This window comes from Rubellimicrobium sp. CFH 75288 (assembly GCF_009904055.1).
In the GTDB taxonomy this organism is placed as follows: Bacteria; Pseudomonadota; Alphaproteobacteria; order Rhodobacterales; family Rhodobacteraceae; genus Rubellimicrobium.
This window is the reverse complement of sequence record NZ_WYDP01000005.1, coordinates 310,346-325,923: the sequence shown is the minus strand read 5'-3', so window position 1 is coordinate 325,923 and position 15,578 is coordinate 310,346. Positions and strand designations below refer to the sequence as shown.

Genomic DNA, 15,578 nt, shown 5'->3' with positions numbered 1-15,578 from the left:
ATTATCCGGGGGGTCCGGACAGGTCAACCGAGCAGCCCCGTGGCCCTTCCCCCCCGCAGGCCCCTTCCCCCCCCCGAGCCCGGCGCCCCCGCCCTGGGCGCCATTCCGCCCGTCGTGCTGGTCCTGTTCCTGGCGCTGGCGGCGGTGGAGGCGGCGCTGAGCCTCGCGGGCATGGGTCTTGTCGGGGGGCCGGGTTCGGTCGGCTGGCGCGTCGGGCTGATCGAGCGCTGGGGGGTGACGCCCGCCCTGTGGGACCACCTCGCGCAGCGGGGTTTCGCGGATGGCCGCTACCTGCCCAACCTCCTGCTCTACGGCCTCGTGCACTGGGACGCGATGCACGCGCTGTTCGCGGGCGCGCTGCTGCTCGCGCTGGGCAAGTTCGTGGCCGATGCGATGGGCGGGGGCGCGATGCTGGCGGTGTTCCTGCTGTCGCTGCTGGGGGGAGCGGTGGCCTACGGGATGCTCGCGCCGCCGGGGCGGCCTCTGTTCGGGGCCTATCCGGGTGTCTACGGGCTGATCGGCGCCTTCACCTACGCGCTCTGGCTGCGGATCGGGCGCGAGGGGGGCAACCGGCTGACCGCGTTCCGGCTGATCGCGGTGCTGCTCGCGATCCAGTTCGCCTTCGGTCTGCTGTTTGGCTCCGATCCCGGCTGGATCGGGGATGTGGGGGGCTTTGCCGCGGGGTTCCTCGTGGCGCCGCTCCTCGTTCCCGGGGGCTTGGCCGCCCTGCGCGCGCGGCTGCGCGAGCGCTAGCGGCGCAGGGCTGCGCGGAGGTCCGCGGGGCGGAACGCGCCGAGGGCCCAGCCCGCCGCCCCATAGACCCCGAGGCCCAGCGCGACCAGCGCCGCAAGCGCGCCCCAACGCGTGGGTCCGCCCCCCGTCAGGGCGCCCTCCAGCATCCCGGCGACGACCCACAGCACGGCCCCCATCAGCAGGGAGGCGAGCAGGATGCGCGGCAGGCGCGCGCGCAGCCTGTCGTCGGCCCGCGCGGCCTCGCCCATGCCCCCGCGCGCGCCGCGCCAGAGCTGCCAGGCCATGGTCCAGCCTGCCACCGTGGTCCCCAGCGCGGCCGCAAGGAACCCCCAGCCGGGCGCCACCCCTTCGATCAGGGGGGCGCAGCCCACGGCGACGGCGGCGTTGACCACCATCGACCAGACCGCGAAGCGGAAGGGCGATGCCGTGTCCTCGCGGGCGTAGAACAGGGGCTGGAGGACCTTGTGCAGCACGAAGGCGGGCAGCCCCGCCCCATAGACCGCGAGCGTGGCGGCCGTGGCGACCGTGTCCGCCCGGCCGAAGGCGCCGCGCTCGAACAGCGCGAGGATCAGCGGCTGGGCGATCACGACCAGCGCGACCGCGGCCGGAATGGTCAGGGCCAGCCCGATCTCGGTCGCGCGGTTGAAGGCGTGCCGCCCCCCCTCGGCGTCGCCCGCGCGCAGCCGCCGCGACAGGTCGGGCAGCAGCACCGTGCCGATGGCGATGCCCACCACGCCGAGCGGCAGCTGGTAGAGCCGGTCGGCATAGGAGAGCCAGGCGACCGCGCCCTCGAAGAAGCTCGCCACCTGGCGGCCGACCAGGAGGTTGACCTGCACCACCCCCCCGGCCAGGAGCGCGGGCGCCGCCACGACCGCGAGGTGGCGCAGCTCGGGCGTCAGCCGCGGCATCCGCAGCCGGGGCGCCCAGCCCGCCCGTGCCGCCATCCACCAGGTGAAGGCGAGCTGCGCCACCCCCGTCACCGGCACCGTCCAGGCGAGCGTCAGGCCCATGTCCCAGCCCGCGAGGTCCGCGATCCACATGGCCGCGATGAACATGAGGTTCATCAGGACGGGCACGATCGTCGCCTCGGTGAAGCGGCCGAAGGTGTTGAGGATGCCCGACAGCAGCGCCACGAGCGAGATGAAGAGGATATAGACGAAGCCGATCCGCCCGTAGAGCACGGCGAGATCGAAGCGCTCGTCGCCGCGGAACCCCGCCGCCATGGCGAGCACGAGCCAGGGCATCAGCAGCGTGCCCAAGACCGTGAAGACCACGAGAAAGGCCGACAGCGCCGCAAAGGCGTCCTCGGCGAAGCCGCGCGCGTCCTCGTCCCCCTCGACCTTCTTGGCGAAGAGGGGAACGAAGGCCATGTTGAACGCCCCTTCGGCAAAGAAGCGGCGGAACATGTTGGGCAAGGAGAAGGCGACAAGGAACGCCTCGGCCGCCGGTCCCGCGCCCAGATAGGCGGCCATCATCACGTCGCGCGCGAAGCCCGCGATGCGGCTGAGCAGCGTCCAGGCGCCCACGGTCAGGAACCCGCGCGCGAGGCGGATGGGGTTGCGGGCCATGGGGTCAGATGCCGTCCCGCGCGCGCGCCGCGCCCTGCTCGATCGCCTCGCGCAGCCGCCGCTCCAGGGCGCGGCGGCGCGATTCGCTGTGGAACTTCAGGCCGAACATGTCCTTGACGTAGAAGGAATCGACCGCCTGCTCCCCGTAGGTCGCAACGACGGCCGAGGCGATGTAGACGTTGGCCGCGGCAAGCGTGCGAGTCAGGTCGTGAAGCAGGCCGGGCCGGTCGCGCGTGTCCACCTCGATCACGGTGTAGATGTCGGAGGCCTCGTTGTCGAAGGTGATGCGGGTAGGCCGGTCGAAGGCGGCCTCGCGGCGCCGGAGGCGGTCGCGGTCGCGCAGCGCCTCGCGCGCGACGACCTCGCCGCGCAGGGTGCGGGCGATGGTCTGGCGCAGGCGGGGCAGGCGCGACTCCTCGTAGGGGCGGCCCTCGGCGTCCTGGATCCAGAACAGGGCCGTGGCATAGCCGTCGCGCGAGGTATAGGTGCGCGCGTCGCGGATGTTGGCCCCGGCGAGCGCGAGCGCGCCCGCCAGCCGGCTGAACAGGCCCGGATGGTCCACGATGGCAAAGGCCGCGCGGGTCGCGTCCCGCGCCGGGTCGGGCTTGAGGTCGAGGCGCATCTCGTCGTCGCGGATGCCGCGCAGCAGGCCCGCCATCAGCGCGTGCTCCTCGGTCGAGAGGCCGAGCCAGTAGGGCCCGTAATGGCGCGCGAGCTCGGCCTCCACGTCCTTGCGCGGCCAGTCCGGCAGCGCGGCGGCGAGCGCGCGGCGCGCCTCCTCCTCGCGCTCGCCGCGCCCCTCGGGCGGCCCCGTCAGCGCTTCCTCGGTCGCGCGGTAGAGCGCGCGCAGCAGCATGGCCTTCCAGTTGTTCCAGGTACCGGGCCCGACGCCGCGGATGTCGCAGACGGTAAGCACGGTGAGCAGGTCGAGCCGCTCCTTGCTTTCCACCCGCGCGGCAAAGTCGGCCACGGTGCGCGGCTCGGCGATGTCGCGCTTCTGGGCGGTGTCGGACATCAGCAGGTGGTGGCGGACCAGCCAGACGACCGTCTCGGACTCGCGCGGCGTCAGCCCAAGGCGCGGGGCCAGCCGCGCGGCGATGGCCGCGCCCACCTCGGAATGGTCGCCCTCGCGCCCCTTGCCGATGTCGTGGAGCAGCAGCGCCACATAGAGGACCCGCCGGTTGACGCCCGCGCGCAGGATGCCCGAGGCGACGGGCAGCTCCTCGCGCAGCTCGCCCCGCTCGATCAGGGCGAGATGCGCGATGGCCTGGATCGTGTGCTCGTCCACCGTGAAGTGGTGATACATGTTGAACTGCATCAGCGCGACGACGCGCTCGAATTCGGGGATGAAGGCGGCGAGGACGCCGAGCTCGTTCATCCGCCGCAGCGCGCGCTCGGGGTTGCCGTGCTTGAGCAGCAGGTCGAGGAAGATGGCGTTGGCGCGCGGATCCGCGCGCATCCGGTCGTCGATCAGGTCGAGCCTGGCCGCGATCAGCCGCATCGCGTCGGGATGCAGCAGCGTGCCCGTGCGCAGCGCCTCCTCGAAGATCCGCAGGAGGTTGAGCGGATCGGCCAGAAACGCCCCCTCGTCGGCCACGGTCAGGCGGTTGTGCTTGATCGCATAGGGCGGCCGGGCGCGGGGGGCGCGCGCGAACAGCCGCGTGAGCGAGGGGGCGGCCTTGACGTGGCTCGCCTCGAGGGCGGTCAGGAAGATCCGCGTGAGCTCGCCCACCCGGGTGGCGTGGCGGAAGTAGTCCTGCATGAAGCGCTCGACGGCGCGGCGCCCGTCGCCGCCCTCGTAGCCCATGCGGCGCGCGACCTCCACCTGCAGGTCGAAGCTCAGCCCGTCGGTCGCCCGCCCCGTGATCCAGTGGAGGTGGCAGCGCACGGCCCAGAGAAAGTCCTCGGCCCGGCGGAACGTCTCGAACTCCTCCGGGGTGAAGACGCCGCGGCCCAGCAGCTCCTGCGGCGTCTCGACGCCATGGACGTGCTTGCCGATCCAGTAGAGGCCCTGGAGATCGCGCAGGCCGCCCTTGCCCTCCTTGACGTTGGGCTCGACGACGTAGCGCTGGCCGCCCTGGCGCTGGTGGCGCGCCGCGCGCTCGGCCAGCTTGGCCTCGATGAAGGCGGGCGCGCTGCCCGCCAGCACCTCGCGGCGCAACCGCTCGCGCAGTTCGGCCGCGAGCCGCGCGTCCCCGGCAAGGAGGCGCATCTCCAGAAGCGAGGTGCGGATCGTCATGTCCCCGCGCGCGAGCGCCAGCGTCTCGCGCAGGGTGCGCGTGGCGTGGCCCACCTTCAGCCGCACGTCCCACAGGATATAGAGCAGCGTCTCGACCAGGGCCTTTTCAGGCGGGGCGAGCGGGCCGGGCAGCAGCACCAGCAGGTCCACGTCCGAGAAGGGCGCCATCTCGCCCCGCCCGTAGCCGCCCACGGCCAGCAGCGCGAGGCTTTCGGCCGCGGCGTCCGGGTGCAGGGTGCGCGCGGCGTCCCAGGCGGCGGTCACGACGCGGTCGGTCAGCGCGGCGATGGCGCGCGTGATTTCGCTGCCGGCGCAGGGCCGGTCGCGCAACCTCTGCTCGGCCGCGTCGAGATCGGCCCGCCGCTGCGCTGCAAGCTGCCGGGCGATCTCCTTGCGGCGGGCGAGCGTGTCGGCGACCGCGTCCGCCGCCGGATCAGGAGCCGGCGCCGACGAAGCTGCGGGGGGCAGGTTCAAGGATGACCACCTGACCGTTCTGGACCGTCGCCACGGCAAGACCGCGTTCGTTGGTGCCGTCGGCGAGCAGACGGAAGATGCCGGCCGTCCCCTCGAAACCCTGTCCCTGGATCAGCGAGGCGCGTGACAGGGCCTGCGGGTTGCGCCGCGCGGCCAGCGCGCCGATCGCCGCAATTCCGTCATAGGCCAGCGCCGCTAGGGGGTGCGGCGTCGCGCCGTAGGCGGCGGCATACCGGCTCTCGAAGGCGCGCAGGCGGTCCTGATCGGGAATCGCGAACAGACCCCCCTGAAGGCCGGGGATCGACAGGATCTGCGGCACCGCGTCCCACCGCGTGAGGCCCACGAGCCGGGCCTCGGAGGGCGGCAGTCCCGCCGCAGGCAGCACCGTGGCCAGGATCGGCAGGTCCGCGTTGGGTCCCGCCGTGGTGAAGATCGCCTGCGCGCCCTGTTCGCGCGCGGCCTGCACGATCGCGGGGCCGGCGGCCTGGATCGCCGCCTGCGTCAGCGGATAGACCTGCACGCCCGTGACCGTGGCGCCGACCGCCTCGGCCGCGGCGCGGATCGCGTCGCGCCCCACCGCCCCCTGCAGGTCGTTGCCGTGGACGATGAGATAGCGGTCGATCCCCGCCCGCCGGCCGTAGCGCACGAGTCGGTTGGCCGTGTTGCGGAAGGTGGGGCCGAGCACGAAGACGTTGCCGCCGGCGATCGTGGGGTTGTTGGAGAAGGCGAGCACGTTGACCCCCGTGCCCGCCACCGCCACTCCGGCCGCGTTGGCCTCCTCGGCATAGAGGGGCCCGAGGATGATGGCCGCGCCTTCCTGCACCGCCGTCTGGGCGGCCGAGGCGGCGCGGTTGGGCTGTCCGCCGGTGGCATAGACGCGCAGGTCCACCGCAACCCCCGACAGGTCCGCAATCGCCAGTCGCGCGGCATTCTCGAGGTTGCGGGCGATGAAGTTGTCCGACTCCTGCCGCGATCCCGCCGGCACGAGCAGCGCCACCGGCACGGGCTCGCCCGGCCGCAGGGCTGGGGCGGCCGGTCCGTCCTCCGTCAGCGCGAGCGGCGCGCAGGCCGGCGCCAGCGCCAGGGCGCCCAGGGCGGCCATGCCCGCCAGAAGGCGGCGGGTGGTGGGACTTGCGGTCATGGCGGGCCTCCCCCAGTCTGGCTCGGCTGCATCATAGGCGCAGGGGGCGGAGGGTCCAGCCATGAACGACGACCGGCCGCCGAAATCCGCCGCCGCGGCAGGACCGTCAGGGCGCGCGCCGGGCGAACTGGTGCTCGTCTCCACGCCGATCGGCGCCGCGCGCGACATCACCCTGCGAGCGCTCGACGTTCTGGGCTCGGCCGACATCCTCGCGGCCGAGGATACGCGCAGCGCCCGGCGCCTTCTCGACATCCACGGCATCGCGCTCGGCGGGCGGCGTCTCGTGGCCTGCCACGACCATTCGGGGCCGGCGGTGACGGCCGACCTCGTGCGTGCGATGGAGCAGGGCGCGACCGTGGCCTACCTGTCCGAGGCCGGAACCCCCCTTGTCTCCGATCCCGGCTTCACGCTCGCGCGCGCCGCGCTGGCCTGCGGCCTGCGCGTGACGGCGGCGCCCGGAGCGTCGGCGCTGCTTGCGGCGCTCGCCGTGTCCGGCCTGCCTGCCGACCGGTTCCTTTTTGCGGGGTTCCTGCCTGCGACCCGCACCGCACGCCGCACCGCGCTGGCCGAGCTGCGCAATGTGCCCGCCACGCTGGTCTTCTTTGAATCGCCCCAGCGCGTTAACCAGACGTTAAGGGATCTGTGCGATGTGTTGGGGGACCGGCAGGCCGCGCTCTGCCGCGAACTGACCAAGCGGTTCGAGGAGGTGCGCCGGGGGCCGCTCTCCGGCCTCGCGGCGGGGGTCGCGGCCGATCCGCCGCGGGGCGAGATCGTCCTGGTCGTCGCGCGGGGCGAAGGGGGCTCCGCCGACGAGGCCGCCGTGCGCGAGGCGTTGCGGACGGCGCTGCGGACGATGCGGCTGCGCGATGCTGCCGCCGCCGTGGCCGGTGCGATGGGTTGGCCGCGGGCCGAGGTGTATCGCCTCGCCCTGGCCCTGAAGGAGGAGGACGGGGATGGGTCCGGCGCGTCCGGGGGAACAGACGGAGAGGGCGGCGCCCCGCCGGGCTGACCGGACGGCCGGTCCGGGGCGGTCGCTGCGCGGGGGCGCGGCCTGGCGCGCCGGCCTGATGGCGGAGGAGGCGGTCCTGCGCGCCTATGCGGACCGGGGCTGCACGATCCTCGCCCGACGCTGGCGCAGCCCTTGGGGCGAGGTGGACCTGATCCTGCGCGACGGCGCGACGGTCGTTGCGGTCGAGGTCAAGTGCGCGCGGCAGATCGCTGTGGCCACCCGGCGCCTGTCGCGGCGCCAGATGGATCGGGTCTCTGCGGCCCTGGCGGCCTTCTGCCAGGGCGAGCCGGCCGGGTCCCTCACGCCCCAGCGCCACGACCTCGCGCTGGTGGACGGCAGCGGCCGGGTGACGGTGCTGGAAAACGCGTGGGGCGCGGACTGGGACTAGGGCGCAGCCGCTAGGCCGCGCCGCCGAAGCCGAAATGCCAGATCGCCACCGGCACGGCCAGAAGAAGGGCGAGCGCGATCGCGACCAGTGCGCCGTCCCGCGTCAGCAGCCCTGCCGCAAAGAGCGCGATCACCGCCGAGGCGATCGACCCCGAGGTGGGAATGATCTCCATGACCGGCATGAACAGGGCCAGCGCGATGATGAGCCCCAGCGGCACCAGCAGCCAGGGCCGGTGCAGCAGGAACGTCAGCCGCTCGCGCAGCAGGGTCTCGACGAACCGGACCGGACGGCGCAGCCATCCGATCCCCTGGCACAGCCGCTGCGTCGACAGCTGCCGGCGCGTCACGAAGCCCGGCAGCCACACGCTGCGCCGCCCCCACATCATCTGGGCCGCCAGGATCGCCGTGATGATCCCGACCGTGGCGGTGAGGCCCGGAATCGCGCTCGCCGGAGAGGTCGAGACCAGCGCAAAGACCAGCATCAGCGCCGCAAAGGACTTGTGGCCCAGCGTGTCCACCACCTCCTGCACGGTGATGCTCTCGCCATGGGCCGCGCGCTCGAGCTGGTCGAGCACGTCGCTCAGGGCATGGACGGACGGGGCGGACATCGGGCACCTCGGAACGCGCGCAGGGCTTCCTGTGCCTTGAACAGGAAGGGGGCCGGCCGGGTTCCCGCGCTGCCATTGCCCTCGGCCCGCGTCCGGGGCATGAAGCGGCGGCACCGGCCGGGGAGGCGCGCATGGGCTTGCGGGTGGCGTTCCAGATGGACCCGATCGGGGGCGTCAGCATCGACGCCGATTCCACCTTCCGCCTCGCCCTCGAGGCGCAGGAGCGCGGGCACCGGCTGTTCCACTACACGCCCGACCGCCTGCTCTACCGCGAGGGCCGCGTGCTGGCCCGCGGCTGGCCGCTCGAGGTGCGGCGCGTGCGGGGCGACCACGCCACGCTCGGCCCCGAGGCGGAGGTGGACCTGTCGGAGTTCGACGTGGTCTGGCTGCGCCAGGACCCGCCCTTCGACATGGGCTACATCACCACCACGCACCTGCTGGAGATGATCCATCCCCGCACGCTGGTGGTCAACGACCCCGTCTCGGTGCGCAACGCGCCCGAAAAGCTCCTGGTGCTGCGATTCCCGCACCTGACGCCCCCCACGGCGATCGCGCGCGACCTCGGGACCCTGCGGGACTTCCGCGCGCGCCACGGCGACATCATCCTCAAGCCGCTCTACGGCAACGGCGGCGCGGGGGTGTTCAAGCTCTCGGGCGAGGACGGCAACCTCGCCGCGCTGCACGAGCTGTTCACCGGCTTCTCGCGCGAGCCGCTGATCGTGCAGAAGTTCCTGCCCGCCGTGCGGCGCGGCGACAAGCGCGTGATCCTGGTGGACGGGGAGCCCGTAGGCGCCATCAACCGCGTTCCGGCCGAGGGGGAGACGCGCTCCAACATGCATGTTGGCGGCCGCCCCGAGCCTGCGCCCCTGACCGCGCGCGACCGCGAGATCTGCGCCGAGATCGGCCCCCTGCTGCGCGAGCGCGGCCTCGTCTTTGTCGGCATCGACGTGATCGGCGACTGGCTGACGGAGATCAACGTCACCTCGCCCACCGGCATCCAGGAACTCGAGCGGTTCGACGGCATCAACGCGGCCCGCCTCATCTGGGAGGCGGTGGAGCGGCGGCGGCTGGGGTGAGCCTGCGGCTGCGCCTCTGCGCGATCCTGATGCGGCGCGTCGCGCGGCCGCTCCTGGCGCGGACCCGCACGCCCGAGGACGCCGCGCGCGACTTCGACCGCCTCTCGCGCTGCCTGTTCCGGCCGCCGCCCTTCGCCCGCGACCTGCCGCGTCCCCTGGGCGGCGTGCCCTGCCACTGGATCACGGCGGGGCCCGTGGCGCTGCGGCGCGTGGTGCTGTGGTTGCACGGGGGCGCCTATCTCTCGGGCAGTGGCGCCACGCACATGGCGATGCTCGCCCGGCTGTCGCGGCTCTCGGGCCTCGAGATCGCGGCGCCGGACTACCGGCTGCTGCAGGAGGCGCCCTTTCCCGCCGCCTTCGAGGATGCGCTGGCCGCCTGGGAGGGCCTCCGCGCGCTGGGCTACCGGGCGGAGGACATCGCGCTGGGCGGCGACAGCGCGGGGGGCGGGCTCGCGCTCGCGCTTCTGGCCCACCTGCTCGGGCGGGGCGAGCGGCCGGCGGCGCTCGTGGCGCTCTCGCCCTGGTGCGACCTGACGCTCTCGGGCGAAAGCCTGCGCTCGCTCGGGCCGGCGGACGCGCTGATCCCGGTCGGGCGGATGCCCGAGGTGGTCGGGCGCTACCTGTGCGGCGCCGATCCCCGCGACCCGCGCGCCTCGCCGCTCTTCGGCCGCTTCGCCGGGGCGCCTCCGGTGCTGATCGAGGTGGGCGACGCGGAGGCCCTGCGCAGCGACGGCGAGCGGATGGCCGCGCGCCTGCGCGAGGACGGCGCCCCCGTGACCTTCCGCCTCGCGGCCGGGGCGCCGCATGTGCTGCCCATCCTCGACGGCTGGGTGCCCGAGGCCCGCGCCTCGCTGCAGGAGGCGGCGCGCTTTCTTCAGGACGCCTTCGCGAAGGCCAGCCGGTAGCCCGCCGCCTCGGCCACATGGGGGCGGCGCACGCGTTCGGAGGCGTCGAGATCGGCGATGGTGCGCGCGACGCGCAACACGCGGTGATAGCCGCGCGCCGACAGGCCGATCCGCTCGGCCAGCCGGCCGAGCAGGTCGCGCCCCTCGGCGTCGGGCTCGGCCGCCTCGGCCAGAAGGTCGCCCTCGAGGTCGGCGTTGAGCCGCGCGGTCGCGTGACCCGCGAAGCGGCGGGCCTGCACCCTGCGGGCGGCGGCCACGCGGGCGGCCACCTCGGCCGACCCCTCGCCCGCAGGCGGCAGGTCCAGATCGGCAAAGGCCACGGGCGGCACCTCGAGCCGCAGGTCGAAGCGGTCCATCAGCGGCCCCGAGACCCGGCCTAGGTAATCCTCGCCGCAGAGGGGGGCCCGGCCGCAGGCACGCGCAGGCTCGGCCAGGTGGCCACAGCGGCAGGGATTGGCGGCGGCGACCAGAAGGAAGCGGCAGGGATAGCGCACATGGGCGTTGGCGCGGGCGACCAGCACCTCGCCCGCCTCGACGGGCTGGCGCAGCGTCTCGAGCACGGCGCGGCCGAACTCGGGCAGCTCGTCCAGAAACAGCACCCCGTTATGCGCGAGGCTCACCTCGCCCGGCCGCGCCCCGCGCCCGCCGCCCGCGATCGCCGCGACCGAGGCGGTGTGGTGGGGAGCGCGGAAGGGTGCGGTCCGGCTGATCCCCCCCTCGGTCAGCAGCCCGGCCAGCGAATGGACCATCGACGTCTCGAGCGCCTCGATCGGCGAGAGGGGCGGCAGGAGCCCCGGCAGGCGCGAAGCCAGCATCGACTTGCCCGACCCGGGCGAGCCCACGAGCAGAAGGTGGTGCCGCCCGGCCGCCGCCACCTCGAGCGCGCGCTTGGCCCGCTCCTGGCCCCTGACGTCGCGCAGGTCGCGGGCGGCGGGGGCGGGGGCCACCTCTCCGGGGCGGGAGGGGGCAATGGGTCCCGCGCCCGAGAAGTGGCGGATCACCTCGGCCAGCGAGGCGGCGCCGATCACGGTGGCCGCGCCGACCCAGGCCGCCTCGGGGCCCGAGGCGCGGGGGCAGAGCAGGACCCGCTCCTCCTCGGCGGCGCAGAGCGCGGCCGGAAGCGCGCCCGCCACGGGGACGAGCGCGCCCCCCAGCGACAGCTCGCCCAGCGCGACGGTCCGCGCCACGTCCTCGGGCGGCAGTACCTCCAGCGCGGCGAGCAGCGCGAGCGCGATGGGCAGGTCGAAATGCGACCCCTCCTTGGGCAGGTCGGCGGGCGACAGGTTGACCGTGATCCGCCGCGCGGGCAGCGCGATCGCCATCTCCGAAAGCGCGGCGCGCACCCGCTCGCGCGCCTCGGAGACGGCCTTGTCGGGCAGGCCCACGATGGCAAAGGCGGGCTGGCCCGGCGTCACGGCGCATTGCACCTCGACCAGACGCGCCTCCACCCCCTCGAACGCGACCGTGTAGGCGAAGGCGACCATCACCGCTCCCGATTCCGAGCCAAGACTACCGCATCAGGGTTAACGGGGGGTTAACGCGCCGAAGACCCTACAGGCGCAGCCCCGCCGCCTCCTCGGTCCACCCGCCCTCCTCGATGCGCAGGACGCTGAGCGAGAGGGGTTCGATCCGCTGGGCCATGACCGTGCGGGCATCCACCCGTCGCGCCCGCTGGAGGCAGGCGAGGATGGGGCCGAAATGGCACACCGCGATCAGGTCGCCCGCCCGTGCGGCGAGGAGGCGGTCGAACGTGGCGTGCACGCGGGCCGAGAGGGCGTCCCAGCTCTCGCCTCCGGGCGGTGCGGGAGTGCCGGGGGTCTCCCACAGGGCACGGGCGAGAGCGGGGTCCTCTCGCTCGCATTCGGCATGGGTGCGCATCTCCCAGGCGCCGAAATGCATCTCGCGCAGGCCCGGCTCGGGCGGCAAGCGGGGGCGGTCCTCGGCGAGCGCGTCGGCGGTGGCGCGCGCGCGCCGGAGGTCGGAGGAGACCACGGGCGCGGCGGGCAGCGCGAGCGCGAGGCGGTTGAGCGCGGCCGCATCCGACAGGTCCGCGGGCAGGTCGCTCCAGCCGCACAGGACGCGCGCGCCGGTGGGCCCGTGCCGGACCAGCCAGAGCCGCCTCACGGCAGCGCTCCCTTGAGCGCGAGCGGCAGGCCTGCGGCGACGAACACCACGCATCCCGCCGCGGCGGCGAGGCGCTGGTTCAGCGCGCCCTGCGCGTCGCGGAAGCGCCGGCCCAGCGCCGTCTCGGGCACGAGGCCGAGGCCGATCTCGTTGGAGACCACGGCGACGGGGGCGGGACAGGCCCCGAGCGCGGCGAGCAGCCGGTCCTCCTCGGCCGCGAGATCCGATCCGGCGAGCATGTGGTTGGACAGCCAGAGCGTCGCGCAATCGAGCAGCACGGCCTCGTCGGGACGGGCCTGGGCCAGCGCCGCGGCCGTCTCGAGCGGGGCCTCGATCGTGCGCCAGCCCGCCCCCCGCCTCGCCCGGTGCCGGGCGATGCGTGAACCCATCTCGCCGTCGCCCGCCTCGGCCGTGGCGAGGTAGAGCCGGCGCGGCGCGAGCCTTTCGACCAGGCGCTCGGCCCAGAGCGACTTGCCCGAGGCGGCGCCTCCTAGGACCAGAACGGGATTTTGCAAGGGCAAGGAGGGAACTTCCACCATCCGGCTTCGTTTCGGCCACGTATCAGGGTCGGTTTGGAGGGGGCCAACCCCGGCGACCAAGAGGAAGGGACCGGACGCACCATGGCACTTGACGGCTACGCGGACCAGCACCTCTCGCGGACGGCGATGCGGGCGGAGCTGCTCGACGCAGAGACGGAACTGAAGCTCGCCTATGCGTGGCGCGACCGGCGGGACGAGAAGGCGCTCCATCGCCTGATCACCGCCTATATGCGGCTCGCGATCTCCATGGCGGGCAAGTTCCGCCGCTATGGCGCGCCCATGAACGACCTGATCCAGGAGGCGTCGCTCGGCCTGATGAAGGCTGCCGACAAGTTCGACCCCGACCGTGGCGTGCGCTTCTCGACCTATGCGGTGTGGTGGATCAAGGCTTCCATCCAGGACTACGTGATGCGCAACTGGTCGATGGTGCGCACGGGCAGCACGTCGTCGCAGAAGTCGCTGTTCTTCAACATGCGCCGCGTCCAGGCGCGCATCGAGCGCGAGGCGCAGGCGCAGGGGATCGAGCTGCCCCCCCACGAGGTGCGCCGGCTGATCGCCAAGGAGGTCGGCGTGCCGCTCGCCGATGTCGAGATGATGGAAGGCCGCCTGGCCGGGTCCGACTACTCGCTCAACGCGACCCAATCCGCCGAGGAGGAGGGGCGCGAATGGATCGAGGCGCTGGAGGACGAGACGCCGCAGGCGGCCGAGCGCGTGGAGGCGAGCCACGACACCGAGACGCTGCGCCAGTGGCTGCTGACCGCGCTCTCCGCGCTCAACGAGCGCGAGCGGTTCATCGTGCGCGAGCGCAAGCTGCGGGACGAGCCGCGCACGCTCGAATCGCTCGGCGACGAGCTCGGCCTGAGCAAGGAGCGCGTCCGCCAGCTCGAGGCGGCGGCCTTCGGCAAGATGCGGCGCAGCCTCGAGAGCCAGTCGCGCGAGGTGCTGGGCCTGTTCGGCTGAGGCCGGGCTGCTGCGCCGGGCGGTCGCGTTGACTCGGACCCGGGGCGCCACCATGGTCCGCGCATGGATCCGGGTCGGATTGCGGGGCGGCACGTCCTTCTGGTGATCGGCGGCGGCATCGCCGCCTTCAAGACGCTGGAGCTGATCCGGCGCCTGCGGGAGCGGGGTGCGCGCGTCACCCCCGTGCTGACGGAGGCGGGCGCGCAGTTCGTCACGCCGCTCTCGGTCGCCGCGCTCGCGGGCGCGGAGGTGCACCGCGAGCTGTTCGACCTGACGGCCGAGGCGCGGATGGGCCATATCGAGCTGTCGCGCGCGGCCGATCTGGTGGTGGTCGCGCCCGCCACGGCCGACCTGATGGCGCGCGCCGCTCACGGCCTCGCCCCCGATCTCGCGTCCACGCTGCTTCTGGCCACCGACAAGCGCGTGCTGATGGCGCCGGCGATGAACGTGCGCATGTGGGACCATCCCGCCACCCGCCGCAACCTCGAGACCTTGCGGGCGGACGGGGTGCTGTTCGTGGGCCCCGACGAGGGAGCAATGGCCTGCGGCGAGTGGGGGTCGGGCCGCATGGCCGAGCCCGAGGCGATCCTCGCGGCCATCGAATCCGCCCTGGCACCGGCCGGGGACGGCGAGGAGATCCCGGCGGCCGGGGCGGCAGGCCCGCTCGCGGGGCGGCACGTGGTCGTCACCTCGGGGCCCACGCACGAGCCGATCGACCCCGTGCGCTTCATCGCCAACCGCTCCTCGGGGGCGCAGGGGGCTGCGATCGGCGCGGCGCTGGCCGCGCTGGGGGCGCGGGTGACCTTCGTGACGGGGCCCGCCGCGGTTCCCCCGCCGCCGGGCGTCCAGGTGGTGGCGGTGGAGACGGCGGGCCAGATGCTGGCGGCGGTGCGCGCGGCGCTGCCCGCGGATGCCGCCGTGATGGCCGCCGCCGTGGCCGATTGGCGCGTGTCGCAGGCCTCGCTGCAGAAGATCAAGAAGGGCGAAGGGGGGGCACCCGTTCTCGCGCTCGCGCCCAACCCGGACATCCTCGCCACCGTGTCGCGGCTGGGCCATGGACGGCCCCGGCTGGTCGTGGGCTTTGCCGCCGAGACCGAGCGCGTCCTCGACCATGCGCGCGCCAAGCGGCAGGCCAAGGGCTGCGACTGGATCCTGGCCAACGACGTCTCTCCGGAAACCGGGATCATGGGCGGGTCCGAGAACGCGGTGACGCTCATCACCGCCGAGGGCGAGGAGCACTGGCCGCGGATGGGCAAGGACGCGGTGGCGCGCCGTCTGGCCGCCCGCATGGCCGAGGCGCTCCGATGACGGCGGCGCGGCCCGTGGTGCGCGTGGACTGGACCGGAGATGCGGACCGGTCCCTGCCGCTGCCGGACTATGCCACCGCCGGGGCGGCCGGCGCCGACCTGCGCGCCAACCTGCCCCCCCGGCTCCGCGGGACGGGGCTGGTTCTGCCGCCCGGCGCGCGCGAGGCCGTGCCCACGGGCCTTGTTCTCGCCATCCCCGACGGGTGGGAAGGGCAGGTGCGCCTGCGCTCGGGCCTGGCGCTGCGGACCGGGCTGGTCCTGCCCAACGCGCCCGGCACGATCGATGCGGATTATCGCGGCGAGCTGCGGGTCATCCTGTGGAATGCCGGCGCCCTGCCCGAGACCGTCCGCCACGGCGAGCGCATCGCTCAGCTGGTGCTCGCCCCGGTCGCGCGCGCTCTCTTCGAGCCCGGCCGGGGCGAGGCCACCGCGCGCGGCGAGGCGGGGTTCGGCTCGACGGGGCGGACGTGAGGGCGCGGGCATGAGGA

The 15,578-nt window shown here is 74.1% G+C and carries 15 protein-coding genes; 8 read left to right on the top strand and 7 right to left on the bottom strand.

Annotated features, from left to right (window positions below; translation table 11 throughout):
* Positions 1 to 39 precede the first annotated feature (39 nt).
* Complete coding sequence (locus tag GT358_RS16650; RefSeq protein WP_166581922.1) at positions 40 to 753, top strand: rhomboid family intramembrane serine protease; 714 nt, start codon at positions 40 to 42, stop codon at positions 751 to 753.
* On the opposite strand, the gene murJ is transcribed toward GT358_RS16650, so the two are convergent.
* Genes murJ through GT358_RS07235 form a run of 3 tightly spaced genes read right to left on the bottom strand, consistent with a single transcriptional unit; the run spans position 750 to position 6,175 of the window.
* Positions 750 to 2,321, bottom strand: a complete 1,572-nt coding sequence (murJ, locus tag GT358_RS07245) for a murein biosynthesis integral membrane protein MurJ (protein WP_166581921.1) — start codon at positions 2,319 to 2,321, stop codon at positions 750 to 752. The two genes, GT358_RS16650 and murJ, sit on opposite strands and share 4 nt — an antisense overlap.
* A 4-nt stretch (positions 2,322 to 2,325) precedes the next feature.
* Positions 2,326 to 5,028: a [protein-PII] uridylyltransferase gene (locus GT358_RS07240; protein ID WP_371416245.1), complete on the bottom strand. Its 2,703-nt coding sequence runs from the start codon at positions 5,026 to 5,028 to the stop codon at positions 2,326 to 2,328.
* Positions 4,994 to 6,175, bottom strand: coding sequence for a penicillin-binding protein activator (locus GT358_RS07235; RefSeq protein ID WP_166581919.1), 1,182 nt, complete (start codon positions 6,173 to 6,175; stop codon positions 4,994 to 4,996). The genes GT358_RS07240 and GT358_RS07235 overlap by 35 nt, the downstream gene beginning before the upstream one ends.
* Positions 6,176 to 6,236: 61 nt before the next feature.
* On the opposite strand from GT358_RS07235, the gene rsmI reads away from it, so the two are divergent.
* Positions 6,237 to 7,184, top strand: coding sequence for a 16S rRNA (cytidine(1402)-2'-O)-methyltransferase (rsmI, locus tag GT358_RS07230; protein ID WP_166581918.1), 948 nt, complete (start codon positions 6,237 to 6,239; stop codon positions 7,182 to 7,184).
* A gap of 25 nt (positions 7,185 to 7,209) precedes the next feature.
* The gene (locus GT358_RS07225; protein WP_166582040.1) at positions 7,210 to 7,572 is read left to right on the top strand and encodes a YraN family protein; all 363 of its coding nucleotides are present in this window, start codon (positions 7,210 to 7,212) and stop codon (positions 7,570 to 7,572) included.
* Positions 7,573 to 7,582: 10 nt separating this feature from the next.
* Here GT358_RS07225 and GT358_RS07220 read toward each other — a convergent pair whose 3' ends face one another.
* Positions 7,583 to 8,179, bottom strand: a complete 597-nt coding sequence (locus GT358_RS07220; protein ID WP_166581917.1) for an exopolysaccharide biosynthesis protein — start codon at positions 8,177 to 8,179, stop codon at positions 7,583 to 7,585.
* Positions 8,180 to 8,310: 131 nt separating this feature from the next.
* On the opposite strand from GT358_RS07220, the gene gshB reads away from it, so the two are divergent.
* On the top strand, positions 8,311 to 9,255 hold the full coding sequence (gene gshB / locus GT358_RS07215) for a glutathione synthase (protein WP_166581916.1): 945 nt from the start codon (positions 8,311 to 8,313) through the stop codon (positions 9,253 to 9,255).
* The gene (locus GT358_RS07210) at positions 9,252 to 10,160 is read left to right on the top strand and encodes an alpha/beta hydrolase fold domain-containing protein (RefSeq protein WP_371416240.1); all 909 of its coding nucleotides are present in this window, start codon (positions 9,252 to 9,254) and stop codon (positions 10,158 to 10,160) included. Before gshB ends, GT358_RS07210 begins: the two co-directional genes overlap by 4 nt.
* Here GT358_RS07210 and GT358_RS07205 read toward each other — a convergent pair.
* The 3 genes from GT358_RS07205 to cobU all read right to left on the bottom strand — a co-directional run bounded on the left by GT358_RS07205 (position 10,130) and on the right by cobU (position 12,823).
* Entirely contained in the window at positions 10,130 to 11,644 is a 1,515-nt protein-coding gene (locus tag GT358_RS07205; protein ID WP_166581915.1) for a YifB family Mg chelatase-like AAA ATPase, read from the bottom strand. The two genes, GT358_RS07210 and GT358_RS07205, sit on opposite strands and share 31 nt — an antisense overlap.
* A gap of 67 nt (positions 11,645 to 11,711) precedes the next feature.
* The gene (locus GT358_RS07200; protein WP_166581914.1) at positions 11,712 to 12,284 is read right to left on the bottom strand and encodes a histidine phosphatase family protein; all 573 of its coding nucleotides are present in this window, start codon (positions 12,282 to 12,284) and stop codon (positions 11,712 to 11,714) included.
* Positions 12,281 to 12,823, bottom strand: coding sequence for a bifunctional adenosylcobinamide kinase/adenosylcobinamide-phosphate guanylyltransferase (gene cobU / locus GT358_RS07195; protein WP_166581913.1), 543 nt, complete (start codon positions 12,821 to 12,823; stop codon positions 12,281 to 12,283). The genes GT358_RS07200 and cobU overlap by 4 nt, the downstream gene beginning before the upstream one ends.
* An 81-nt stretch (positions 12,824 to 12,904) precedes the next feature.
* Between cobU and GT358_RS16495 the strand changes: the two genes are divergently transcribed.
* The 3 genes from GT358_RS16495 (at position 12,905) to dut (ending at position 15,561) form a co-directional block, all read left to right on the top strand.
* Complete coding sequence (locus tag GT358_RS16495) at positions 12,905 to 13,783, top strand: RNA polymerase factor sigma-32 (RefSeq protein WP_208103374.1); 879 nt, start codon at positions 12,905 to 12,907, stop codon at positions 13,781 to 13,783.
* Between the two features lie 63 nt (positions 13,784 to 13,846).
* Complete coding sequence (coaBC, locus tag GT358_RS16490) at positions 13,847 to 15,091, top strand: bifunctional phosphopantothenoylcysteine decarboxylase/phosphopantothenate--cysteine ligase CoaBC (RefSeq protein ID WP_208103373.1); 1,245 nt, start codon at positions 13,847 to 13,849, stop codon at positions 15,089 to 15,091.
* Complete coding sequence (dut, locus tag GT358_RS07185) at positions 15,088 to 15,561, top strand: dUTP diphosphatase (protein ID WP_166581912.1); 474 nt, start codon at positions 15,088 to 15,090, stop codon at positions 15,559 to 15,561. The genes coaBC and dut overlap by 4 nt, the downstream gene beginning before the upstream one ends.
* Positions 15,562 to 15,578: the final 17 nt, after the last annotated feature.